A 24,282-nucleotide genomic window follows, 5' to 3' on the forward strand; every position below is an offset into this window, starting at 1 on the left:
CTAGACGAAGGCCGTGCAGGTGAGAACGTTGGTGCACTTCTACGTGGTACTAAGCGTGACGAAGTTGAACGTGGTCAAGTACTAGCTAAGCCTGGTTCAATCACTCCACACACTAAGTTCGAATCAGAAGTATACGTACTATCTAAAGAAGAAGGCGGTCGTCACACTCCTTTCTTCAAAGGTTACCGTCCACAGTTCTACTTCCGTACAACTGACGTAACTGGCGATATCTCTCTACCAGAAGGCGTAGAAATGGTAATGCCAGGCGACAACATCCAAATGGTTGTTGAGCTAATTGCACCAATCGCAATGGACGAAGGTCTACGTTTCGCTATCCGTGAAGGTGGCCGTACAGTAGGTGCTGGTGTTGTTGCTAAGATCTTCGAATAATTCTTAACGAATTAAACGAAATCTTGCACTCTTCTTCTTTTTGAAGAAAGCGCATCAAGAAAAGGGAGGCTTCGGCTTCCCTTTTTCGTATTTGTTTTTTATTTAGTTATAAGCACAAACTGAAGGTGCTCCCTTCTTGTTTTTAAAAAACAACCTCTTACTTGAAGTATGTTTTTTCTGATTCGCAGTTCCCTCATAAGTGATTGATCCTCTCTTTCCGAACAAAAACCTATATAACGAAATGTTCTCAATACTTCCTCAATACGAGTAGTAACAATAACCATTCCCGTTTATATTCTGGTCTTCGGTTTTTATTAGAAAGGTTTTTATATGTACGTTTGTCTTTGCCATGGCGTCTCCGACAAAAAAATTAGGAAGTTGGCGATAGATGAGGGTGTAACTGATATTCGAGGCATTAAGAGATGCACTGCTTTGGGGAGCCAGTGTGGTAAGTGCATTAAGCAGGCGAAAGAAATCCTAGCAGAAACACATTACACCGAATTAAGACAAGCCAGTTAACTACCTCATCGCTTTTTGAGGATTACTTGGTCTCTTTGACACCTTCTCATTTGCTTCTAAAGTTAATAGAAGCCAAATAGGAGGGCTTTGTCATGAAAGGCGATCCAATCATCATCCAACATCTCAATAAAGTGCTCGGTAACGAGCTCATCGCTATCAATCAATATTTTCTTCATGCTCGTATGTATAAAGACTGGGGGTTAAAGCACCTTGCCGATAAGGAATACCACGAGTCGATTGATGAAATGAAGCATGCTGACCACCTTATCGAGCGGATCTTGTTCTTGGAGGGATTACCGAACCTTCAAGATCTTGGAAAGCTAATGATTGGTGAAGATACTAAGGAAATGCTCGAATGCGACCTTAAACTGGAGATGGCGGCCATTTCTGATCTAAAAGATGCGATTGCCTATGCCGAAGATATTCGCGACTATGTTTCGCGTGATTTATTTCAAGATATTCTCGAAGATGAAGAAGAGCATGTGGACTGGCTTGAGACCCAACTTGGCTTGATTGAAATGTCAGGCATTGAAAACTACCTTCAAGCTCAGTATGTCGATGAAGAGTAACGAACATACTGACGCATTGTTCAAAAAGAATTCATATCATAAAAAGAGCACCTGACCAGAAAATCAGGTGCTTAACACACTTATCTGGTCTAATCTCTTTTATTATCGGATTTTTAAGGATATTGCTCGCAATCTTACCTATGAAGATTGATTTCTATCCTTTAGAATTTATGCCCCCTTACCTAAAAATAACAAAGAGAAACGATCCATGTCTGAAGACAATCGCCAAGCAGCCACCCCAGAAGAAGAACATCGCCAAAAAGCTCTGGATTACCATGCTTACCCAACCCCAGGTAAAATCGCTGTCGAATTAACTAAACCAGCAGAAACTGCTGGTGACCTTGCTCTTGCATACAGCCCTGGCGTGGCTGAGCCTGTACGTGAAATCGCACAAAACCCTGACAACGTGTACAAGTACACGGCGAAAGGCAACATGGTTGCGGTTATTTCAAACGGTACCGCTATTCTTGGTCTAGGTAACCTTGGCCCACTTGCCTCTAAGCCTGTAATGGAAGGTAAAGCGTTACTGTTTAAGCGTTTTGCTGGCCTTGATTCAATTGATATTGAAGTGAAGCATCGCACGATCGACGAGTTCGTTGATACGGTTGCGAACATTGCTGACACTTTCGGTGGTATCAACCTTGAAGACATCAAAGCACCAGACTGTTTTGAAATTGAAAAGCGTTTGATTGAGCGTTGTGATGTACCAGTATTCCACGATGATCAACATGGTACGGCTATCGTGACAGCTGCAGGTATGCTCAATGCTATCGAGCTGCAGGGTAAGAAGCTTGAAGATTCAACGATTGTTTGTCTTGGTGCTGGTGCTGCAGCCGTTGCGTGTATGGAGCTGCTTATCAAGTGTGGCGCAATGCGCGAGAAGATCTACATGCTGGATCGCAAAGGGGTGATCCATACTCGTCGTGATGATCTGAATGAGTACAAGCAACTGTTCGCAAACAATACAGATAAGCGCACACTAGAAGATGTGATCGAAGGTGCAGACCTATTCCTAGGTGTATCTGGTCCAAATCTATTGCCGCCAGAAGCGTTGAAACTCATGGCTGACAAGCCAGTTGTGTTTGCTTGTTCGAACCCAGATCCTGAAATCAAACCTGAGCTAGCACACGCAGTGCGTGATGACTTAATTATGGGTACTGGTCGCAGTGATTATCCAAACCAAGTGAACAACGTGTTGTGTTTCCCTTTCATTTTCCGTGGAGCGTTAGATGTACGTGCGAGTGAAATCAATGACGACATGAAGCTGGCAGCGGTTGACGCAATTCGTGCATTGGCAAAAGAGCCTGTACCTGAATCGGTACTAAAAGCTGCAGGTGTTGAGAAGCTAGAATTTGGTAGCGACTACATCATTCCTAAGCCAATGGATCCACGTCTACTACCTCGCGTAGCAAAAGCGGTAGCTCAAGCGGCAGTAGATTCCGGTGTTGCTCGTATCGAGATGCCAGAAAACTACATGGCAGAGTAATTTACTCAGCCACATTGAACACAAAAATGGGACGCATTGACGTCCCATTTTTTATATCTCCAAAAACTGCCCCCGGCGCAGCTCCTAAAGCGGATGAATTTGTAAGCAATTATTCTTCGTCAAATGCTTCGAATTCGATACCCATCGCCGTCATTAACGCTTTTGCTTCAGTTGGAATGTCATCCGGTCTGTCTTTACGAAGGTCTTCATCCGTTGGTAATGGCTGACCTGTATATGCGTGCAGGAATGCTTCACATAGTAGTTCGCTGTTGGTTGCATGGCGTAAGTTATTGATCTGACGACGAGTACGCTCATCAGTCAGCACTTTTAAAACTTTTAGCGGGATAGAAACGGTAATTTTTTTTACTTGTTCGCTTTTTTTACCGTGCTCAGCATATGGGCTAATGTATTCGCCATTCCAGTCAGCCATTGCACACCTTCATTTATGTAATAAGTTGAAAATTAATATAGGTGCTGATTTTAGCTGCATTTACTGCCACAAGCAAAGACATATAGACGTCTAGAAGTGTTGACGTCTCATTTTTTGACAAGTAAAGTGAACAGAACAGTTAAGGAAGAGTGTTGTTCAGATAGATCTGACAAATTAGATATAGCGCATTCCTATTTAGAAGTCATCACCTGTGAAAGGATACACCCATGAGCACCCGCAAGCCTGCGACCATTGCTGTACGCACTGGTATCGAATCAGACAGCCAATACCACGCTGTTGTTCCACCAATCTACCTTTCAACCAACTATGGTTTCCCTGCTTTTGGTGAAGTCCCTAAATACGATTACACGCGTTCAGGTAACCCAAACCGTGGTTTGCTAGAGAGTGCGTTATCAGAGTTAGAGTCTGGCAAAGGCGCAGTGGTGACTAACTGCGGTACTTCCGCACTTAACTTGTGGGTATCGGCTTTTCTTGGGCCAGATGATCTGATTGTTGCACCGCATGATTGCTATGGTGGCACATACCGTTTGTTCAATACACGAGCTAACAAAGGCGACTTCAAAGTGCAGTTCGTTGATCAATCGGATGAGCAAGCTCTAGAGGCTGCACTAGCGAAAAAGCCAAAGCTTATTTTGTTAGAAACTCCATCGAACCCTTTGGTTCGTGTGGTTGATATTGCTGCGGTATGCGAAAAAGCCAAACAAGTGGGCGCTTTGGTTGCGGTAGACAATACCTTTTTGACTCCGGTGTACCAAAAGCCTTTGGATCTCGGTGCTGATTTTGTTATCCACTCAACCACAAAATACATTAATGGTCACTCGGACGTGATTGGTGGTGTGGTGATCACCAAAACAGAAGCGCACGCAGAAGAACTTGCATGGTGGGGAAACTGTATTGGCGCCACGGGTACGCCTTTCGATAGTTACATGACGTTGCGTGGGATCCGCACTTTAGGCGCCCGTATGCGAGTGCACGAAGAAAGCTCTCAACACGTACTCAACTACCTACAACAGCAGGCTTTGGTCGCGAAGATTTACCATCCGAGCTTGCCAGATCACCCTGGTCACGAAATCGCGAAAAAGCAGCAGTCGGGTTTTGGGTCTATGTTGAGCTTTGAATTTGCAGGCTCATTTGAGCAACTTAAAGTGTTTGTTAAAGAGCTCGAACTGTTTTCTCTTGCAGAGTCGCTTGGTGGCGTGGAGAGTTTGATTTGTCACCCCGCATCTATGACGCATCGAGCCATGGGGGAAGAGGCGTTAGCGGAAGCGGGCGTGTCGCATCAGCTGCTTCGTTTGTCTGTGGGTTTAGAAGATGCACAAGACCTGATTGCCGATCTCGATCAAGCCTTTGTAAAAGCTGCTCAGTAATAGGAGAACTAAAAAATGAGTGTACAGCGTCAGTTACATAAATTTGGTGGCAGCAGCTTAGCAAACCCTGAATGTTACTTACGTGTGGCCGATATTCTTAAAGAATACTCTGTCGAGAATGATCTGGTGGTGGTATCTGCCGCGGGGAAGACCACTAATCGCTTGATCGAGTTTCTGGAAGGTTTAGACAAAGATGGCCGTATTGCGCATGAAGCACTGCAAGGCTTAAGACAATTCCAGTCGGAGCTAATTGAATCTTTATTAGAAGGCGAGGTGCAGACGCAATTGCTCGCTTCTTTGCACGATGAGTTCAGTACCTTAGCCGAGCTGGCTGCACCACTGACGGATGCGCAAAAAGCGGCAGTGTTGGGTCACGGTGAAGTGTGGTCTTCACGTTTATTGGCTGCCTTGCTTTCACAACAAAATGTTCCTGCGGTCGCACAAGATGCACGTGCATTTTTACGTGCAGAAGCTGGTACTCAACCGGAAGTTGACCGTGCGCGTTCTTATCCCCTGATTAAGGAGGCGTTGGCGCAACACAGCCACAAACGCGTCATCATCACCGGATTTATGGCGCAAAATGAGGCAGGAGAAACCGTGCTGTTGGGGCGGAATGGCTCGGATTATTCCGCAACCGTAATCGGAGCTTTGGCGGAAGTGACAACCGTAACCATTTGGAGTGATGTTGCTGGCGTTTACAGTGCGGATCCTCGTTTGGTGTCGGACGCATGTCTGTTGCCTTTACTGCGCTTAGACGAAGCGAGTGAACTGGCCCGCCTTGCAGCGCCGGTTTTGCATAGCCGTACGTTACAACCTGTCGCGCAAAGCACGATGGACTTAAGCCTCAAGTGCAGTTATCAACCTGAATCAGGTTCAACACGTATTGAGCGTGTACTTGCTTCTGGGCGTGGAGCAAAAATCATCACTTCTTTGGATGAGGTATTGTTGATTCAATTGTCCTTTAGACATGGTCATGACTTCAACAAAACCCAAAGTGATGTTTTAAAGTCTCTTCAACGTGCGCAACTCGAGCCACTCTCTTACGAAGCCCAAGCCGATCAGCAAAAATTACGCTTAGCGTACACCGCAGAGATTGCGACAGGTGCGCTGAAGTATCTACAAGATCTTGCGGTTGAAGCTGAAATCAAACTCAAAGAAGGCTATTCACTTGTGGCCGCTGTCGGAGCGGGCGTAACGAAGAATGCCAACCATTGTTTTGGTTTTTACCAAAAATTGAAGCACGCACCAGTTGAATTTGTTTCTGAAACTGAATCAGGTTTAAGCCTAGTTGCGGTACTACGTCGCACCGATACCGAAGCATTAGTGCAGTTGATTCACAGCCAGTTATTCCAAGCGCAAAAGCGCGTAGCGGTAGCGTTATGTGGCAAAGGCAATATCGGTTCTAGCTGGTTAAATCTATTTGCGACTCAGAAAACAGAACTCGAAAAACGCCACGGTATGAGCTTTGACTTAGTCGCCGTTGTCGATAGCCAGACATATTGGTTTGATGAAAAGGGTATCGATGCGGCGGCGGTTGCCGACAGGTTTGATGAAGAAAGTATTGAGAACGATGGGGCGTGGCTGAGTCGGTTAGGTGATTTACAAGGTTATGATGAAGCCGTGGTATTGGACGTGACTGCGAGCAAAGAGTTGGCGCAACGTTATGTTGATATCGCTCAGCAAGGCATCCATTTAATTTCTGCTAACAAAGTTGCAGGCTCTGCCGACAGTCAGTATTACCATCAAGTGCAAGATGCATTCGCGAAAATCGGTCGTTACTGGCTCTACAACGCGACGGTTGGGGCTGGGTTACCTATCAACCATACCGTGCGAGATCTGCGTGAAAGTGGTGACGAGATTGTGGCGCTATCCGGAATCTTCTCTGGAACACTTTCTTGGCTGTTCCAGCAGTTTGATGGCTCGGTGCCGTTTAATGAGTTGGTCGATTTAGCGTGGCAACAAGGATTAACAGAACCGGATCCGCGTGCTGATTTAGATGGTTCGGATGTCATGCGTAAACTGGTTATCTTAGCGCGTGAGTCTGGTCTGGATATTGAACCGGATAGCGTAAAAGTGGAATCACTGGTGCCTGAAGAGCTGCGCTCTCTGAGTTTGGATGAGTTCTTTGATAATGGCGCACTGCTCAGTGAGATTCTTCAAGAGCGTCTAACCAAAGCACAAAGAGATGAGCAGGTGCTTCGATATGTGGCGCGCTTAGAGAAAAATGGCAAAGCGACGGTGGGCGTAGAAGCATTACCGCGCGAACATGCGCTGGCTAACTTGCTGCCATGCGACAACATTTTTGCTATTGAAAGTAAATGGTACAAGGACAACCCTTTGGTGATTCGTGGCCCAGGTGCAGGACGCGAGGTGACCGCTGGTGCAATCCAATCGGATCTCAACCGCTTAGCTGGATTATTCTAAACTTTGCGAGATACCTAAAAACCCTGGAATTCATCCGGGGTTTTTTATTCCTTCCTCAGTGCCATACTTAAAATAAGATTCGCCATTTTCAAACGTTGTTATGAGTAAATAGCAGATGCGAATTAACTTGAACTATCCTCATTATTAACGTGAGAAAAATTCATAATCACAAGGTTGACATTAAATCACATTCAATACATTCTGTAGACATATAGACGTCTAAACGTCGATTCAAGGATTTTGATTTCGTGGCGGAGTGCCACAGGGAGAGTAAGATGGGATACACGCACGCAGGCCATATCGACGCCTTAAACCAGAATATCGCTGAGTTGTCAGATAATATTAATGTCTCGTTTGAGTTTTTTCCGCCAAGCAGTGAAAAGATGGAAGAAACACTGTGGAACTCTGTGCATCGTCTCAAAACGCTCAAGCCTAAATTTGTTTCGGTAACATACGGAGCAAACTCTGGTGAGCGTGATAGAACTCACTCCATTATCAAGGAAATCAAAGCAGAGACCGGTTTAGTTGCTGCGCCTCACCTCACTTGTATCGATGCAACACGTTCAGAGTTGATTGAGATTGCTGATGATTACTGGAATAACGGCATCGAAAATATCGTTGCGCTGCGTGGTGACATCCCACCTGGTGGCGGTGCTCCAGATATGTATGCTTCGGACTTGGTTGAGCTACTAAAATCTCGTCACGATTTTGATATTTCTGTGGCGGCTTTTCCAGAAGTGCATCCAGAGGCAAAAAGTGCTCAATCGGATCTGCTAAACTTAAAACGTAAAGTGGATGCTGGTGCAAACCGTGCCATTACTCAGTTCTTCTTTGATGTGGAATCTTATCTGCGTTTTCGTGACCGCTGTGTTGCGGCGGGAATCGATGTAGAAATCGTACCGGGTATTTTGCCAGTATCGAACTTTAAGCAAGCCTCACGCTTTGCAGCGCAGAACAATGTTAAAGTGCCAGGATGGATGAGCAAACAGTTTGAAGGTTTGGATGATGATCCTGTGACTCGCCAACTTGTAGGTGCAAGCCAAGCTATTGATATGGTTCGTGTACTAAGTCGCGAAGGTGTAAAAGATTTCCACTTCTATACGCTGAATCGTGCGGAGATGACTTATGCGCTATGCCATACTTTGGGTGTTCGCCCTCGTGTAGCCGTAGAAGCGTAAATCCGGTTTCAAAAAGACAAAAGGCTTGCCAAGTGGCAAGCCTTTTTCGTTGTCTCTAAGTAAAAGGAAATTAACCAATCACTTCAAGTTCTGTTAGGACTTCTTCTGCCCAAGTGATCCACGTTTCACGTAACAGTAGGTTACGACGAAGCGTTAGGCGCTCTAAACGAGCTTGTTTGTCCAAAGTTGAAGGCGTTGCGTAGTAAGCAGCTTCAATTTCTTTGTAGTGAGAAACCAGTTTACGAGACTCTTCAACAAGTTCTGCTAGTTGATCACGGAAAGGTGTTGATGGTTGAACAGCACAAGCCATAAGTTTCGCTGAAAATTCATCACGAACGGTTGGGTGTGCAGTTGGTTGATCAAACCATTCTCCAAGAGCGCTACGGCCTGCATCTGTGATGGAGTAAACCTTACGGTCTGGTTTGCCTTCTTGAGGTTCTAGTACGCAAGTAACCAGCTCTTTCTCGGCCATTTTATTTAGTTCACGGTAAACTTGTTGGTGGCTTGCTTTCCAGAAGTAACCGATGCTAGCAGAGAATTCTTTAGTGATATCGTAACCGGTTGCGTCGCGAGTGCTAAGAACAGTTAAGATTACGTGTGGTAATGACATGTCTTCAATCCAAATGGTCAATAAACTTGTAAACAAGCTACTTACACTTTCAGCTGCGCTCTTACTGGCGCTTGAGTTTTTTAATGTAATAAGTAGCACCAACAAAGTTGGTCCTGTCACCTTAAAGCCGTTTATCACCTAGAGATGGGGATCCCCATCAGGGCTGGAGCAGGTATGATTGGATTTATGAGCTCTCAGCAGGCAAGTAGTATATAAATAATAAGCATGAAGTGGAATACTAGGACAAAATTACCCTGAAAAACTAACATAATACTCAATAGAGTTATTTTGTAGTCAATAATTCTAATTTGTTGGTATTTTATGGGTTTTTTGTAGTGTAAATATCTGGTTATTTGCTGCGCAATTATGTGGTTGGAAGTTATGAATATAAGAAAGGCTGAGTATGAACTCAGCCTTTTGTATTATGAATGGTTATTTTTAACCCGTATTACGCATACCTGCTGCAATACCCGCGATGGTCACCATCAGAGCCTCTTCAAGGTTTGCAGAAGCCTCTTCTGTTTGACGAGTACGGTATAGCAATTCAGCTTGAAGCATGTTCAATGGCTCTACGTAGATGTTACGTAGGCGAATTGATTCTTGGCCCCATGGGTCGCTTTGCATTAGGTTTTCGTTGTTCTCTACGTTCAGTACGGACTTAATATCACGTTGAAGCTGTTCACGCAGTCGGTCACCCAATGGTTGAAGTTGAGGTTCAACTAGGCGTTGGTCATAGTAGCGAGAGATTTCCATGTTGCACTTGGTGTACACCATCTCAAGCATACCTAGGCGAGTTGAGAAGAACGGCCATTCGCGACACATTTCTTCCAGTAGCGCCTGATGACCTTTGTCTACTGAGTACTGAATAGCTTCACCTGCGCCTAACCAAGCCGGAAGCACCAAACGGTTTTGGCTCCACGAGAAGATCCAAGGAATTGCACGTAAGCTTTCTACACCGCCATTTGGATTACGTTTCGCAGGGCGTGAACCAAGCGGCAGTTTGCCTAGCTCTAGTTCAGGCGTCGCTTGACGGAAGTATGGAACAAAATCTGGTTCGCCACGGACGACGCCACGGTAAGCTTCACAGCTCACTTCCGACAGCACTTCCATCAAGTCGCGCCATTCTTGTTTTGGCTCTGGTGGTGGCAGTAGATTTGCTTCCAAAATGGCGCTTGCATACAAGTTGAAGCTGTTTACCGCAACATCTGGTAGACCCAGTTTAAAGCGGATCATTTCGCCTTGTTCTGTTACGCGTAACCCGCCTTTCAAGCTCTTTGGTGGTTGAGACAGCAGAGCCGCGTGTGCAGGTGCGCCGCCGCGACCAACGGTGCCGCCACGACCATGGAACAGAGTCAGCTCAACACCTTCGTCTTCTGCCACTTTAACTAGAGATTCCATAGCATGGTACTGAGCCCAGCCTGCCGACATGACACCCGCATCTTTTGCTGAATCAGAGTAGCCGATCATGACCATTTGGTGGTTTTGAATAAAGCCACGGTAAAGGTCGATGCTCATTAGCTGCTTAATGACCGATTCCGCATTGTTCAAGTCGTCTAGAGTTTCGAACAGAGGACAAACATCCATACGGTAAGGGCAGCCAGCTTCTTGCAGTAATAGGTGTACAGCGAGTACGTCTGAGGCGGTACGAGCCATTGAGATGACGTAAGCACCGAACGCTTCGCGCGGTTGCAGAGCGATGATCTTACAGGTGTCTAAAACCTCTTTGACAGGCTCTGATGGTTCCCAATCGCGCGGCAATAGCGGACGTTTAGACGCAAGTTCATTGGTGAGGAAAGCAATTTTATCTTGCTCGCTCCACTGTTCGTAATCACCAATGCCGAGGTATCGAGTCAGCTCAGAGAGTACATCTGCGTGGCGCGTACTTTCCTGGCGGATATCAAGACGAACTAGGTGAACGCCAAACGCTTTCACACGACGCAGCGTATCTAGCAACGAGCCGTCAGCGATGACGCCCATGCCGCACTCATGCAGTGATTGGTAACACGCGTACAGAGGATCCCAAAGCTGTTCAACTTTTTGTAGCGGTGCTTTGACTGCCAGTTTTTGACCGTGGATCTTCGCATCAAGAATATCTTTGGTGTCATTGAGCAGAGCACGTAGTTGTTTCAGGATTGCGCGGTATGGTTCATGTTGATCTTCACCAGCAAGTTCACGAACTTGATCGTTAGAAACGGTCATAGAGAGTTCGCTGATCAATTCATTGATGTCATTGAGATAAAGGTCAGCGGCTTTCCAACGAGACAGAAGCAGTACTTCACGCGTTACGCTATGAGTAACGAACGGGTTGCCATCACGGTCACCCCCCATCCAAGAAGAGAAATGCACTGGACGAGCATCAATTGGTAAACCTTCACCTAGGTAAGACTTCAGACGATCATTCATTTCACGTAGGAAATCTGGCACAGCTTCCCACAGTGAGTTTTCTACTACGGCAAAGCCCCATTTCGCTTCATCCAATGGAGTAGGGCGTTGTTGACGAATCACGTCAGAATGCCAGCTTTGTGCGATAAGTTGCTCTAAGCGACGCTCTGTTTTTTTGCGTTCTTTAGAAGACAGGTCGCTGAGTTCGAGTTTGGATAAACACTCGTTGATCTTGACCAGTTTATTGATCATGGTGCGGCGAGTGATTTCCGTTGGGTGCGCGGTTAATACCAGTTCAATATTCAAATCACGTACCGCTTGAGCGGTATCGAGTTTGCTAACATCGTTTTGTACCAGTTTTGAAAACAGCGAGTTGATCGCGTCTGGTTCACAGATGTGCTCTTCACAGTGACGTGAAATGGTGTGGTATTGCTCGGCAATATTGGTGAGGTTTAGAAATTGGTTAAACGCACGGGTGACTGGCGTTAGTTGCTCATCGGGTAGGTGTTTGATTTCTTCTATCAAGCTTTCCCTGTCTGCTTGATTACCTGCTTGAGCCGATTTGGATAATTTACGAATGGTCTCCACTTTCTCGAAGATTTCTTCGCCGTGGGCATCGCGAATCGTGTTACCCAGTAAGTGGCCTAACATGCGCACATTGCTTTTAAGTGCGGCGTATTTCTCGTTCATTGTCGTCCTGCCTCGTAAAAAAACTACATCCATTGTCCTTGTTAAGACTCCAATCTAGCGAAAAGCACCAGTTCTAGTCAAATAAAGCAGACTAAGTTTGCAATTATTCGGCGTCTCTCCTGATTTAGAGCAAAGTTTCGACGGGCATAGAATTAAAAGTGAAAATTAATTACAAAATAACAAGTTAAATTCGTGTTAACGGTGCATAAAACCTTGTGCTTTGAGAGCCAAAATATGCAGCTCATCGGAGCTGCATAAAGGCTTTTTTTAAACTCAATCAACAACAATACTTAACCATCGCCTTTGAGAGCACATCAATGGTTGGGTCGATAAAATCAAAGGAGAGAAACTCATCTGGTTGGTGCGCTTGTTCGATAGAACCAGGGCCAAGTACCAGAGTCGGACACAGTTGCTGCAAGAAAGGCGCTTCCGTGCAGTAGTTGACGGTTTGCGAACTGGTTTGACAGATCTCTTCAACACCACCGATAAATGGATGATCGTGCTGACATTCATATCCTGGAATTGGCTCATGCAACGGTACGATGTCGATTCGTCCCGGCCATTTAGCTTCTACTTCTTGTAGTGCGCTGCGCAGCATGTTTTCTAAACCGTCCAAACTGATGCCCGGCAATGGGCGAACGTCATAGTGCAACTCGCAACAACCACAAATACGGTTGGCACTATCACCGCCATGGATATGGCCTAAGTTCAATGTTGGACTAGGGATGGCAAATCCTGGGTGGTGATACTCTTTAATGAGTTTGTCGCGCAGTTGCATCATCGCAAACAACACTTCATGCATGATTTCAATCGCGTTGACGCCCAAAGCTGGGTCAGAGGAGTGGCCGGATTTACCGGTAACCCGAATCGCATTGGCGACATGCCCTTTGTGACCACGAATAGGAACTAAGCTAGTGGGTTCTCCAATGATGCAGTAATCCGGCTTGAACGGCGCGTTCGTGGTGAAGTGTCTTGCACCGAGCATGGTAGTTTCTTCATCACAGGTGGCCAATACGTAAAGCGGTTTGTTTTGCTTGCTCCAATCCACCTTTTTTACTGCTTCATAAATGAAAGCAAAAAAGCCTTTCATGTCTGCCGTACCCAGACCGTAGAAGCGGTTGTCTTTCTCTGTGAGCTTATGGGGATCAAAGCTCCAGCGTCCTTCATCAAATGGCACGGTATCGCTGTGCCCAGCAAGCAGCAGACCGCCTTCGCCTTCGCCCATGCGTGCAATCATATTGTGTTTGCCTGATTCGACTTCGATCACCTCAACGTGAAAACCAAGATCTTTAAACCAAGTGGCGAGTTTCTCGATCACTTTGGCATTGCCTTGATCCCAGCTTGGATCAGTCGAGCTGATCGAAGAGGTACTAATGAGTCCTTCATAGACCTCTAGAAAAGTTGGTAATTGCATGGATTCTTCAATTCTCCTATTGACAGACAGAGCACAAAAATGTAAAACACATATTAACTCATATTTAATGAATAAAAAATCAAAATAAAGCTAATTTTAAATATGAATAATCATTTTGAGCCTTAAGTATATGGATGTCACACAATGCTAAAAACCACAATTATCGGAGCCAGCGGTTACACCGGCGCAGAGTTAGCGTTCATGGTTAATAAACACCCACAACTCACGCTATCAGGTTTATACGTTTCCGCCAACAGTGTCGATGCAGGAAAAACCATTGCACAGTTACACGGTAAATTGGCGAACGTGGTTGATATGGTGGTGAATGCGTTGACCGATCCAAAGCAAGTTGCGCAAGACTCTGATGTGGTTTTTTTAGCTACGGCTCATGAGGTCAGCCATGATCTTGCTCCTATCTTTCTCGAAGCTGGATGTCAGGTCTTTGATTTGTCCGGCGCGTTTCGTGTCAAAAGCGATGGCTTTTACGACACCTTTTACGGCTTTGAGCATCAATTCAACAACTGGCTAGATAAAGCGGCGTATGGCTTAGCGGAGTGGAACCAAGAAGAGATTAAAAACGCTCCTTTAGTTGCGGTAGCTGGCTGCTACCCAACGGCGTCGCAGTTGGCAATTAAGCCACTACTCGTTGATGGTTTGTTGGACACTCAACAGTGGCCAGTCATTAACGCGACAAGTGGTGTCTCTGGCGCAGGGCGTAAAGCCTCAATGACCAACAGTTTTTGTGAGGTCAGCCTTCAGCCTTACGGTGTATTCAATCATCGCCACCAACCAGAAATTGCCCAGCATTTAGGATGTGATGTGATTTTTACTCCTCATCTTGGCAACTTTAAACGCGGCATTCTTGCTACTGTCACGATGAAGTTGGCGCAAGGTGTAACGGAGCAACAAGTTGCTCAAGCTTTTGAACAAGCTTATCAAGGTAAGCCAGCCGTACGCCTCAAAGGTGATGGCATTCCACGTATTCAGGATGTTGAAAATACCCCTTTCTGCGATATCGGCTGGAAGGTGCAAGGCGAACACATCATTGTGATTTCAGCCATCGACAACCTACTTAAAGGTGCATCGAGTCAAGCGATGCAGTGTTTAAATATTCATTACGGTTACCCAGAACTGACAGCGTTGCTGTAGTCGTTGAAAGAGGGAAAAGCAATGACGCAAACCAATCAAGCTCCTTTAGTCATTAAGCTAGGCGGTGCGGCTCTATCTTGCACTCAAACCTTAAGCCAACTGTTTGGTGCCATCGCGGCATACCAGAAGTCGGCGCAGCGACAAATCGCCATCGTTCATGGCGGTGGCTACTTGGTGGATGAGTTGATGGCGAAACTTCAACTTAAGACCGTAAAGAAACATGGTCTACGTGTGACGCCATACGATCAAATTCCAGTCATTGCCGGTGCGCTGGCAGGAACGGCAAATAAGTTACTGCAAGGTCAAGCGATTGCCGATGGTTTGAATGCGGTGGGCTTGAGCCTAGCGGATGGTGGCCTTTGTCATGTCGAAGAGTTAGATCCTGAATTAGGCGCGGTGGGCAAAGCGACGCCGGGTGACTCAAGCCTACTTCAAGCGATTTTAAATACGGGCGCACTGCCTATCATCAGCTCTATTGGTCTCACGGCTGAAGGTCAAATGATGAACGTGAATGCGGATCAAGCAGCGGTTGCCGTTGCGGGTGCTTTGGACGCGGAGTTGGTGCTGTTGTCAGATGTAAGCGGTGTGTTAGATGGCAAAGGTCATCTGCTTAAAAGCTTATCTGAGAAAGAAGCCAATGCGCTGATCGAAGGCCAAGTGATCACTGATGGGATGATCGTCAAAGTGAAAGCTGCTCTCGAAGCTGCAAACGATCTTGGTCGTCCGATAGAAGTGGCGACGTGGCGCTACCCAGAAAAACTCACGCAGTTATTTGCTGGTGAAAGTATTGGAACACAGTTTCTGCCTCAATAAGCGGAAGCAAAACAGTTAAAGAATTCAACATTAGGAAGTGGTTGGCACTGACCGCCGAGCGCAGCGCCAGTTAAGTTTGGAGAAAAAACATGAGCAAAGTGAACGTAAATAAAGTGGTAGTCGCATACTCAGGCGGTCTAGATACTTCAGTAATCATCCCGTGGCTAAAAGAGAATTATGACTGTGAAGTCGTCGCTTTCGTGGCCGATGTAGGTCAAGGTGCTGAAGAGCTTGAAGGCATCGAAGCGAAAGCAAAAGCATCTGGCGCATCAGAGTGCTACATCGCTGACCTAAAAGAAGAAATGGTAGCAGACTACATCTACCCAACACTAAAAACCGGTGCTTACTACGAAGGCAAATACCTGTTGGGTACATCAATGGCGCGTCCAATCATTGCCAAAGCGCAAGTTGAAGTGGCACGTAAAGTGGGCGCGGACGCATTGTGTCACGGCTGTACTGGTAAAGGTAACGACCAAGTGCGTTTCGAGGGTGCATTTGCTGCGTTAGCACCAGATCTACACGTTATCGCTCCATGGCGTGAGTGGGATTTAGTGAGCCGCGAACAATGTCTGGATTACCTTGCAGAGCGTAACATTCCTTGCTCAGCGTCTCTAACGAAGATTTACTCACGTGATGCGAACGCATGGCACATTTCTACCGAAGGTGGTGTGCTTGAAAATACATGGAATGCACCAAACGAAGATTGCTGGGTCTGGACCGTTGATCCTGAACAAGCGCCAAATGAAGCTGAATACGTTACGTTGAAAGTCGAAAAAGGTGAAGTTGTGGCAGTGGATGGTGAAGCGATGACACCATACAACGCACTAGTTTACTTAAACGAAAAAGGCGCAAAACACGGTGTGGGTCGTATTGATATCGTAGAGAACCGTTTGGTGGGAATGAAGTCTCGTGGCTGTTACGAAACACCGGGAGGTACCATCATGATGGAAGCTCTGCGCGCAGTTGAACAATTGGTGCTAGACAAATCGTCATTCGAGTTCCGTGAAGAACTTGGTCTAAAAGCCTCTCACCTTGTGTACGACGGTCGTTGGTTTACACCGCTATGTAAGTCGATTCTTGCTGCCTCAGAAGAGCTAGCACAAGACGTCAATGGCGAAGTGGTTGTTAAGCTATACAAAGGTCAAGCAACGGTAACGCAAAAACGTTCTGACAACAGCTTGTACTCAGAAGAGTTCGCTACTTTTGGTGAAGATGAGGTTTACGATCAAAGTCATGCTGGTGGCTTCATCCGTCTTTACTCGCTATCAAGCCGTATTCGTGCATTGAATAGCCAGAAAAAATAATCACTCCCCATCTCGGATTGAATAAAGACCTGCCAACATATGGCGGGTCTTTTTTTATTACCCAAAGAGTCGCAAATTAAGTGGGATGAATATATATGTAAAAATATTGAATTTATACTTTATTTTTATATTGAATTGCCGTAACGTTGGCGTATAAGAAAAAGTGAGCAAATGACCACCGATTTCGTCATCACTCATTAGACACGTTAGAGTAAGCAATAGTCATCAGGAGAGACGCAATGGCATTATGGGGCGGAAGATTTACCCAAGCGGCAGATACCAGATTCAAAGAGTTCAACGATTCGTTGCGTTTCGACTACCGATTGGCTGAGCAAGATATCGTAGGCTCAATTGCGTGGTCTAAAGCATTGCTTTCGGTTGGTGTATTATCAGCAGAAGAGCAGCAAAAGCTCGAGCTCGCTTTAAATGAGTTGAAACTCGAAGTGATGGAAGATCCGCATCAGATTTTACGCTCTGATGCTGAAGACATTCACTCGTGGGTGGAACAACAGTTGATCAGCAAAGTCGGCGACTTAGGTAAAAAGCTGCACACTGGTCGTTCTCGTAACGACCAAGTGGCGACCGACTTAAAACTTTGGTGTCGTCAGCAAGGGCAGCAACTTCTTATTGCGCTTGATCGTCTGCAATCGCAAATGGTGCAAGTGGCGAAACAGCATCAAGGTACGGTTTTGCCTGGTTATACTCACTTACAACGTGCTCAGCCTGTGACGTTTGCTCATTGGTGTTTGGCGTATGTTGAAATGTTTGAGCGTGATTACTCACGTCTGAGTGATGCGCTGCAACGTTTAGATACCTGTCCGCTAGGTTCTGGCGCGTTAGCTGGTACAGCTTACCCAATTGATCGTGAACAACTGGCGCATAACCTTGGTTTTCACCGTGCTACGCGTAACTCACTCGATTCGGTATCGGATCGTGACCATGTGATGGAACTGATGTCTGTCGCTTCTATTTCTATGCTGCACTTGTCACGTCTCGCGGAAGATATGATTTTCTACAACTCAGGTGAGTCGAACTTCATTGAGTTGGCAGATACAGTGACGTCTGGCTCGTCATTGATGCCACAGAAGAAAAACCCAGATGCGCTAGAGCTCATTCGTGGTAAGACTGGTCGCGTGTACGGCGCACTTGCTGGTATGATGATGACAGTCAAAGCCCTGCCACTGGCGTACAACAAAGACATGCAAGAAGACAAAGAAGGTTTGTTCGATGCTCTTGATACATGGAACGACTGTATGGAAATGGCAGCGTTGTGTTTCGATGGGATTAAGGTTAATGGCGAACGTACGTTAGAAGCCGCGAAACAAGGCTACGCCAATGCCACAGAATTAGCGGACTACTTGGTCGCGAAAGGCATTCCTTTCCGAGAAGCGCATCATATTGTCGGTGTGGCTGTCGTTGGCGCGATTGCCAAAGGTTGTGCACTGGAAGAGCTGTCACTGCAAGAGTTACAAGAGTTCTCTGACGTCATCGACAACGATGTGTACGACATCCTAACGATTGAGTCTTGTCTAGAAAAACGTAGCGCGCTTGGTGGCGTGTCACCAAAACAAGTCGCTTATGCCGTTGATCAAGCGGACAAGCGTTTGGCGCAGCGTGATAGTTCGGCCGTTAAAGTACGTCCTGCACGTTTAACGGATATCGAAACGCTTGAGGGCATGGTTGCGTACTGGGCGAATATGGGCGAAAACTTACCTCGTTCTCGTAATGAACTCGTTCGCGACATTGGCTCATTTGCCGTTGCTGAACATCATGGTGAAGTGACTGGTTGCGCATCTCTGTATGTGTATGACTCTGGACTTGCGGAAATTCGCTCGCTCGGTATTGAGGCGGGTTGGCAAGGACAAGGGCAAGGCAGCGCGATCGTGAACTATTTGGTGGATAAAGCACGTCAAATGGCGATTAAGAAAGTCTTCGTACTAACACGTACGCCAGAGTTCTTTATGAAGCAGAGTTTCTTGCCAACATCTAAGTCTCTGTTGCCAGAAAAAGTGTTGAAAGATTGCGACCAATGCCCGCGTCAACATGCCTGTGATGAAGTGGCGTTAGAGATCAATTTAGTTGAACAGATCATCCAACGCAGCCATGTCGCATAGCGTATTGATTTTGTTAGTATTTAAACAGATATCATTAGAGAACGATCATTTACATAAGTTTTTGCTAAAAAAATCGAAAAAACTTTGAACCTTTGAGAGGAAGCTCGGTCTATTAAAGTACCACTGCTTTTTCTTAGAAGAATCTAAGAGAGCCCCAGAATCGAGATTGATTTTGGGGCTTTTTTCTATCTGTCATTTGTGGTGATCCTCTCCATTCTGTTTCCCGCGACGACGCTGCCACGGCAAGATGACAAAACGCATCCATAAGTGCAGAAACAATAAAATGTTAAATGCAAAGCCCGCAAAGATCAGGGCGATCGATTCAATGCTTTGTGGATGATCGCGAAAAGCAAACCACCAAATGATCCAACACACAACTGAAAGTACGGTCAATTGATCCATGCATCGTTGACAACGACCGATCTTTTTCCAAAACCAATGTTCTTGGCAGCTACGACAAGCCATGATGTTTACCTCAATTCAACTTGCCCAAGATTAGCAGAAGATGAATAGGCTTTACCATGTGCGCTTGTTAGGTGGTACGGACCCAAAAATGGAAAATTAGCTTTGATGAAATTTTGTAGCACGTAACTGGTGTATGGTGCCGCGTCAGCCGAAAATAGGAAAAGATAATGTCGACAGAACTGAGAGTAGCACTAGGACTTGCCGGGGGATTTTTCACCATTGGGTTCACCGCGATTGTGCTAGTGAGTCGTTATGCGATGATGTAATCCATTAAACTCTAGTCCAGAAAAAAGCCTCGTATCTGCGAGGTTTTTTTGTATTTGGCTTGGGAATAGAAACAAGACGTTATGATGAACAAAAAGTGTTGTATTTAAAATCGTTGATTCAGGTAGTAGAACGATTTAAGAACTAAGAACTAAGAACTAAGAACTAAGAACTAAGAACTAAGATTTGAGCGGGAAGAGCCAGGGTGGCCTCCGAGTCAAAGACGTCGGAGACCGGGGGTGTAGGCTATGGACAGGTTAGCCTAGGTAAGTTTCTAGCTCTTCGCTACCACCGATGTGTTTACCGCCGATGAATACTTGCGGGACGGTCGTACGGCCTGTAATCGCACGAAGACTGACGGAAGTTGCATCTTTCCCCAAAATTACTTCTTCATATTGAAGACCGTGATCAATCAAGTTTTGTTTGGCTTTCATACAGAAAGGACAACCAGGCTTGGTAAATACAGTGATCGATTCCTGAGTTCTGTACTCTGGTGCGATGTAGTTCAGCATAGTGTCGGCATCCGATACTTTGAACGGGTCTCCTGGCTCATTTGGTTCGATAAACATCTTCTCAATCACACCATCTTTTACCAACATGCTGTAACGCCAAGAACGTTTACCAAAGCCGATGTCATTTTTGTCCACGAGCATGCCCATGCCATCGGTGAACTCTCCATTACCATCTGGAATAAAGGTGATGTGCTCGGCTTCTTGGTCGTGTTTCCACGCGTTCATAACGAATGTGTCGTTTACCGAAATACACAAAATTTCATCAACACCGTGTTCTTTGAACACAGGGAATAGCTCGTTGTAACGAGGTAAGTGGCTAGAAGAACAAGTCGGTGTAAACGCTCCAGGCAAACTGAATACGATCACTGTTTTGCCTTTGAATAGATCATCCGAGGTAACGTTCACCCAAGTATCACCTTGGCGAGTCGGGAAAGTAACCTGTGGTACGTTTTGACCTTCTTTAGATACAAACATATTGATTCCTTTAAAATATTCGATTGAAGCGTTTAGAGCGTGACTTGTCGTTTGGCTCTGTTTCGTTTTGTTGAGCCCATTATTGTAAAAATCCTTTGATAGCTCTAATCGTTTGATGCTATGGTTTTGATAGACATTGACTATCATCAAATAGAAGCGAATCGTGTGTTATGAATATTCGGGATTTTGAGTACTTAGTCGCACTGGCGGAGCACAAGCATTTTCGCAAAGCGGCAGAGGCGTGTTTTGTCAGTCAGCCAACGCTTAGTGGTCAAATACGTAAGCTGGAAGACGAACTCGGCACGGCATTGCTAGAAAGAAGCAGCCGCCGAGTGTTGTTCACCGACTCTGGTTTACAGCTGGTGGATCAAGCTAAACGCATTTTGAGTGAGGTGAAAACCTTTAAAGATATGGCCAGCGGACAGAGTGGGGCGATGACCGGTCCAATGCACATCGGTTTTATTCCGACGGTTGGCCCGTACCTATTGCCTAAAATTCTTCCACAGCTGAAAGAAGAGTTCCCTGAGCTTGAGCTGTTCCTGCATGAAGCTCAAACTCATCAATTGGTTCGCCAGCTAGAGGAAGGGAAGCTGGACTGCTTGGTATTGGCTTCTGTGGCGGAAACTGCCCCATTTAAAGAGATTGAAGTGTACAACGAACCGCTTAGTGTTGCTGTACCATGTGGTCATGAATGGGCACAGCTCGACCAGGTTGATATGTTAGAGCTCAATGGGAAGACTGTGCTGGCTTTAGGTGATGGACATTGCTTACGCGACCAAGCGTTAGGTTTCTGCTTTGCGGCAGGAGCAAAAGATGATGAGCGCTTTAAAGCCACCAGTTTAGAAACTTTGCGTAATATGGTTGCTGCGGGAGCGGGTATTACTTTGTTGCCTCAGCTTTCTATTCCAGCCGAAAAACAAAAAGATGGCGTTTGCTACATTCCTGCCGTCAACCCTACGCCTTCACGCAGCATTGTTTTGGCGTACCGCCCTGGCTCTCCGTTGCGTGCTCGTTTTGAAGCATTAGCAGCGAAAATCAAAGCAATTCTAGAGTCGCAGCCATCTTCTATGGCCGCTTAACGTTATAAAAAAGGGGAGAGCCAACGCTCTCCCCTTATCTTTTCTTTCGTTTGGTTTAGAACAACTCTTCCGTTGTGCCACCAGAACCGCTTGAATAAATGCTGTCTTCGAGGCTGTTACCAACGTATTCGGTTGGCTCCGTGCCTTTCTCAAAGTATTCAAACATGGACGTGCTATCCACTTTATGAGTCAGCAGACCGCTGTTGCGATCGATGCGAACGCGCACGATGTCATCTGGAATATTCTTGCCTTGTTCTGGCTTGCCTTCCAATGCCACTTGCATAAAGTCAATCCATGCTGGTTCTGCTGTTTTCGCACCTGATTCAGCACCAGATACTTGGCCTTGACCCAAATTGCTGTTCACCGTCGTGCGGCCTAATGCGCGTGAGTGATCATCGAAGCCCACCCATGCAATAGCAACCACGCCCGGACCATAACCGTTGTACCATGCGTCTTTTGAATCGTTAGTCGTACCAGTTTTACCACCAATATCACGACGCTCAAGTTTTTGCGCACGCCAGCCGGTACCGTTCCAGCCAGTTCCTTCACGCCAGTTGCCGCCACCCCAGATGTTGCTGTACATCATTTCACGCATCAAGAATGCGTTTTGTTCAGAGATCACTTGTGGTGCGTATTTTGGTTCATCATTTTCTAGTGCGTTCTCTGGAGCTTGGCCATCAACGGCAACGTCTTGCTCACCGAACTCACTGGCAAAGCGATCCATTTCTGGTTGTGGGCTCATTTGTGGGCAATCTTGATGACAAACGCTCTTAGGGTTGGCTTTAAACAAAACTTCGCCAAATGCATCTTCAACGCGTTCTACGTAGAACGGCTCAACATAGTAACCGCCGTTTGCAAAAACCGAGTAACCTTGCGCCACTTTCATTGGCGTTAAGCTACCCGCACCCAAGGCGATAGTTTCTGAGCGAGGCACTTCGTTGATATCGAATCCAAAGCGAGTTAGGTACTGACGAGTTTCATCCAGACCCACTTCACGTAAGGTACGAACCGCCATTACGTTTTTCGATTGCGCTAAGCCAATGCGAAGGCGAGTTGGACCACCGTAAGTTGGAGGTGAGTTCTTTGGTCGCCATGCTGAGCCTGAACCTGCGTCCCATTTGTTGATTGGCGCGTCGTTGATCAGAGTTGCTAACGTTAGGCCTTTATCGATAGCGGCTGAGTAAATAAATGGTTTGATACTAGAACCAACCTGACGCACGGACATGGTTGCGCGGTTAAACTTGCTGTGAACAAAGTTAAAACCACCTACCAGTGACAAAATGCCGCCATTTTCAGGATTCATCGCGACAAATGCGGTGTTCGCGCTAGGCACTTGGCTTAGCTTCCAGCTGCTTTGAGTGTTGCCATCTTCATCGGTCGTCGTTAGCTCGCGAACCCAAATTTGTTCACCTGCAGCTAAAACCTCTTGTGCAGATTTTGGTGTTGAACCTTGACGGTTATCGGTGAGGAATTTGCGTGCCCAGTTTATGCCAGTCCAAGGGATGGTTTGTGCGTCGTTATTTTTCACAACAACTTGCGCCGTTTTGCCTTCCACTTTTGTCACGACAGCAGGGTAAAGATCGCCGTAAGTTGGCTGGCCTTTTAGATGCTTCTCAATTTGTTCTGCATCCCAAGCGGCTTCCCCTTCTTTCCACAACACTTTTTCTGCGCCGCGGTAACCATGACGCTCGTCATAAGCCATTAGGTTGTTTACCGCAGCCTTATTGGCAGCGTCTTGCAGTTTAGAGTCAACCGTCATGTAGATATTCAAACCCGACGTATAGGCTTTCTCTTCACCGTACTCTTTTACTGCCCATGCACGTGCAAGTTCGGCAACGTAAGGCGCAGACACTTCAATTTCTGCACTGTGGTAACGAGCAATGATTGGTTCGTTACGTGCTTCATCGAATTGTTCTTGCGTAATGTATTTTTCATCGAGCATACGCATTAGCACAACGTTACGACGTTTTGTTGCACGTTCTAGCGAGTAAATTGGGTTCATGGTTGAAGGTGCTTTTGGCATCCCCGCCAGTGTCGCAATTTCACTAAGCGAGAGCTCATTTAAGCTCTTACCAAAATACACCTGAGCCGCCGCACCAAAACCGTATGAACGATAGCCAAGGAAGATCTTGTTAACGTAAAGTTCCATGATCTCTTGTTTGCTCAGCAGTTGCTCAATGTGAATGGCAATGAAGATCTCTTTGATCTTACGCATTAGTTTCTTCTCGTTGGATAAGAAGAAGTTACGCGCTAGCTGCTGAGTGATGGTACTCGCGCCTTGCTTTGCTGAGCCGGAAAGAGCAACCACGACAGCTGCACGAGTAATACCGATTGGATCGATACCAGGGTGCTCGTAAAAACGGCTGTCTTCGGTGGCGATCAGTGCGTGAATTAGATCTTGAGGAATTTCATCGTAAGTAACAGGAATACGACGCTTTTCACCAAACTGTGCGATCAGCTTCCCGTCTTGACTAAATACCTGCATAGGTGTTTGTAATTCAACGTCTTTTAGAGTTGCAACGTCTGGCAATTCAGGCTTCACGTACTGATAGAAGCCAAAAATTGTGGTGACTCCAAGAATTATGCAAATCAATGTTAAAAATAATAAACGCTTTATGAACTTCACCG

Annotated in this window: 18 protein-coding genes and 1 pseudogene; 12 read left to right on the top strand and 7 right to left on the bottom strand. The window is 46.1% G+C overall.

Annotated features, from left to right (window positions below; translation table 11 throughout):
* The 4 genes and pseudogenes from tuf to BIW15_RS18095 all read left to right on the top strand — a co-directional run.
* A pseudogene (tuf, locus tag BIW15_RS18080) lies at positions 1–390 on the top strand (elongation factor Tu); the annotation flags it as partial.
* Positions 391–720: 330 nt separating this feature from the next.
* Positions 721–909 carry a (2Fe-2S)-binding protein gene (locus BIW15_RS18085; protein ID WP_005496545.1) on the top strand — a complete coding sequence of 63 codons (189 nt, stop codon included), beginning with the start codon at positions 721–723 and terminating at the stop codon, positions 907–909.
* A 92-nt stretch (positions 910–1,001) separates the two neighbouring features.
* Positions 1,002–1,478, top strand: coding sequence for a bacterioferritin (gene bfr / locus BIW15_RS18090; RefSeq protein WP_077281398.1), 477 nt, complete (start codon positions 1,002–1,004; stop codon positions 1,476–1,478).
* A gap of 208 nt (positions 1,479–1,686) precedes the next feature.
* Positions 1,687–2,964, top strand: coding sequence for a malic enzyme-like NAD(P)-binding protein (locus BIW15_RS18095; protein ID WP_005465132.1), 1,278 nt, complete (start codon positions 1,687–1,689; stop codon positions 2,962–2,964).
* Between the two features lie 109 nt (positions 2,965–3,073).
* Here the strand turns inward: BIW15_RS18095 and metJ are convergent, their stop codons facing one another.
* Positions 3,074–3,394 (bottom strand): met regulon transcriptional regulator MetJ, encoded by a 321-nt coding sequence (gene metJ, locus BIW15_RS18100; protein WP_005432736.1) that lies wholly within the window; start codon positions 3,392–3,394, stop codon positions 3,074–3,076.
* 227 nt (positions 3,395–3,621) lie between these two features.
* Here metJ and BIW15_RS18105 point away from each other — a divergent pair, with 227 nt between their 5' ends.
* From BIW15_RS18105 to metF, 3 genes are all read left to right on the top strand, one after another.
* A complete protein-coding gene (locus BIW15_RS18105; protein ID WP_005496548.1) occupies positions 3,622–4,782 on the top strand; it encodes an O-succinylhomoserine (thiol)-lyase in 1,161 nt (386 codons plus the stop codon).
* A 15-nt stretch (positions 4,783–4,797) separates the two neighbouring features.
* Positions 4,798–7,206, top strand: coding sequence for a bifunctional aspartate kinase/homoserine dehydrogenase II (locus BIW15_RS18110; RefSeq protein ID WP_025522516.1), 2,409 nt, complete (start codon positions 4,798–4,800; stop codon positions 7,204–7,206).
* Positions 7,207–7,481: 275 nt separating this feature from the next.
* Complete coding sequence (gene metF, locus BIW15_RS18115) at positions 7,482–8,384, top strand: methylenetetrahydrofolate reductase (RefSeq protein WP_005465139.1); 903 nt, start codon at positions 7,482–7,484, stop codon at positions 8,382–8,384.
* A gap of 70 nt (positions 8,385–8,454) precedes the next feature.
* Here the strand turns inward: metF and BIW15_RS18120 are convergent, their stop codons facing one another.
* From BIW15_RS18120 to argE, 3 genes are all read right to left on the bottom strand, one after another.
* Positions 8,455–8,994, bottom strand: a complete 540-nt coding sequence (locus tag BIW15_RS18120) for a PadR family transcriptional regulator (protein ID WP_005395734.1) — start codon at positions 8,992–8,994, stop codon at positions 8,455–8,457.
* Positions 8,995–9,432: 438 nt separating this feature from the next.
* Positions 9,433–12,066, bottom strand: a complete 2,634-nt coding sequence (ppc, locus tag BIW15_RS18125; protein ID WP_069493363.1) for a phosphoenolpyruvate carboxylase — start codon at positions 12,064–12,066, stop codon at positions 9,433–9,435.
* Between the two features lie 277 nt (positions 12,067–12,343).
* On the bottom strand, positions 12,344–13,480 hold the full coding sequence (argE, locus tag BIW15_RS18130; protein ID WP_005465145.1) for an acetylornithine deacetylase: 1,137 nt from the start codon (positions 13,478–13,480) through the stop codon (positions 12,344–12,346).
* A gap of 144 nt (positions 13,481–13,624) precedes the next feature.
* Here argE and argC point away from each other — a divergent pair, with 144 nt between their 5' ends.
* From argC to argH, 4 genes are all read left to right on the top strand, one after another.
* Complete coding sequence (gene argC / locus BIW15_RS18135; protein ID WP_005465147.1) at positions 13,625–14,629, top strand: N-acetyl-gamma-glutamyl-phosphate reductase; 1,005 nt, start codon at positions 13,625–13,627, stop codon at positions 14,627–14,629.
* A 21-nt stretch (positions 14,630–14,650) separates the two neighbouring features.
* Positions 14,651–15,442: an acetylglutamate kinase gene (gene argB / locus BIW15_RS18140; protein ID WP_005496562.1), complete on the top strand. Its 792-nt coding sequence runs from the start codon at positions 14,651–14,653 to the stop codon at positions 15,440–15,442.
* Between the two features lie 89 nt (positions 15,443–15,531).
* Positions 15,532–16,746 (top strand): argininosuccinate synthase, encoded by a 1,215-nt coding sequence (locus tag BIW15_RS18145; protein ID WP_005465152.1) that lies wholly within the window; start codon positions 15,532–15,534, stop codon positions 16,744–16,746.
* A gap of 239 nt (positions 16,747–16,985) precedes the next feature.
* Positions 16,986–18,860: an argininosuccinate lyase gene (gene argH, locus BIW15_RS18150; RefSeq protein ID WP_005465154.1), complete on the top strand. Its 1,875-nt coding sequence runs from the start codon at positions 16,986–16,988 to the stop codon at positions 18,858–18,860.
* A 192-nt stretch (positions 18,861–19,052) separates the two neighbouring features.
* Here argH and BIW15_RS18155 read toward each other — a convergent pair whose 3' ends face one another.
* The gene (locus tag BIW15_RS18155) at positions 19,053–19,325 is read right to left on the bottom strand and encodes a DUF3624 domain-containing protein (RefSeq protein ID WP_005480479.1); all 273 of its coding nucleotides are present in this window, start codon (positions 19,323–19,325) and stop codon (positions 19,053–19,055) included.
* A 521-nt stretch (positions 19,326–19,846) separates the two neighbouring features.
* A complete protein-coding gene (locus BIW15_RS18165) occupies positions 19,847–20,575 on the bottom strand; it encodes a redoxin family protein (protein ID WP_015297397.1) in 729 nt (242 codons plus the stop codon).
* Positions 20,576–20,745: 170 nt separating this feature from the next.
* Here BIW15_RS18165 and oxyR point away from each other — a divergent pair, with 170 nt between their 5' ends.
* Positions 20,746–21,654 carry a DNA-binding transcriptional regulator OxyR gene (oxyR, locus tag BIW15_RS18170; RefSeq protein WP_005465160.1) on the top strand — a complete coding sequence of 303 codons (909 nt, stop codon included), beginning with the start codon at positions 20,746–20,748 and terminating at the stop codon, positions 21,652–21,654.
* A 55-nt stretch (positions 21,655–21,709) separates the two neighbouring features.
* On the opposite strand, the gene BIW15_RS18175 is transcribed toward oxyR, so the two are convergent.
* On the bottom strand, positions 21,710–24,280 hold the full coding sequence (locus BIW15_RS18175) for a penicillin-binding protein 1A (protein WP_005480476.1): 2,571 nt from the start codon (positions 24,278–24,280) through the stop codon (positions 21,710–21,712).
* Between the last annotated feature and the right edge of the window lie 2 nt (positions 24,281–24,282).

Source organism: Vibrio sp. SALL6 (genome assembly GCF_002002385.1).
Classification (GTDB): domain Bacteria; phylum Pseudomonadota; class Gammaproteobacteria; order Enterobacterales; family Vibrionaceae; genus Vibrio; species Vibrio parahaemolyticus.

Excerpts from the sequence above, each read along its gene's own strand:
- BIW15_RS18085 (WP_005496545.1), top strand. The coding sequence starts at position 721 with ATGTACGTTTGTCTTTGCCATGGCGTCTCCGACAAAAAAATTAGGAAG.
- bfr (WP_077281398.1), top strand. The coding sequence starts at position 1,002 with ATGAAAGGCGATCCAATCATCATCCAACATCTCAATAAAGTGCTCGGT.
- BIW15_RS18095 (WP_005465132.1), top strand. The coding sequence starts at position 1,687 with ATGTCTGAAGACAATCGCCAAGCAGCCACCCCAGAAGAAGAACATCGC.
- metJ (WP_005432736.1), bottom strand. The coding sequence starts at position 3,394 with ATGGCTGACTGGAATGGCGAATACATTAGCCCATATGCTGAGCACGGT.
- BIW15_RS18105 (WP_005496548.1), top strand. The coding sequence starts at position 3,622 with ATGAGCACCCGCAAGCCTGCGACCATTGCTGTACGCACTGGTATCGAA.
- BIW15_RS18110 (WP_025522516.1), top strand. The coding sequence starts at position 4,798 with ATGAGTGTACAGCGTCAGTTACATAAATTTGGTGGCAGCAGCTTAGCA.
- metF (WP_005465139.1), top strand. The coding sequence starts at position 7,482 with ATGGGATACACGCACGCAGGCCATATCGACGCCTTAAACCAGAATATC.
- BIW15_RS18120 (WP_005395734.1), bottom strand. The coding sequence starts at position 8,994 with ATGTCATTACCACACGTAATCTTAACTGTTCTTAGCACTCGCGACGCA.
- ppc (WP_069493363.1), bottom strand. The coding sequence starts at position 12,066 with ATGAACGAGAAATACGCCGCACTTAAAAGCAATGTGCGCATGTTAGGC.
- argE (WP_005465145.1), bottom strand. The coding sequence starts at position 13,480 with ATGCAATTACCAACTTTTCTAGAGGTCTATGAAGGACTCATTAGTACC.
- argC (WP_005465147.1), top strand. The coding sequence starts at position 13,625 with ATGCTAAAAACCACAATTATCGGAGCCAGCGGTTACACCGGCGCAGAG.
- argB (WP_005496562.1), top strand. The coding sequence starts at position 14,651 with ATGACGCAAACCAATCAAGCTCCTTTAGTCATTAAGCTAGGCGGTGCG.
- BIW15_RS18145 (WP_005465152.1), top strand. The coding sequence starts at position 15,532 with ATGAGCAAAGTGAACGTAAATAAAGTGGTAGTCGCATACTCAGGCGGT.
- argH (WP_005465154.1), top strand. The coding sequence starts at position 16,986 with ATGGCATTATGGGGCGGAAGATTTACCCAAGCGGCAGATACCAGATTC.
- BIW15_RS18155 (WP_005480479.1), bottom strand. The coding sequence starts at position 19,325 with ATGGCTTGTCGTAGCTGCCAAGAACATTGGTTTTGGAAAAAGATCGGT.
- BIW15_RS18165 (WP_015297397.1), bottom strand. The coding sequence starts at position 20,575 with ATGTTTGTATCTAAAGAAGGTCAAAACGTACCACAGGTTACTTTCCCG.
- oxyR (WP_005465160.1), top strand. The coding sequence starts at position 20,746 with ATGAATATTCGGGATTTTGAGTACTTAGTCGCACTGGCGGAGCACAAG.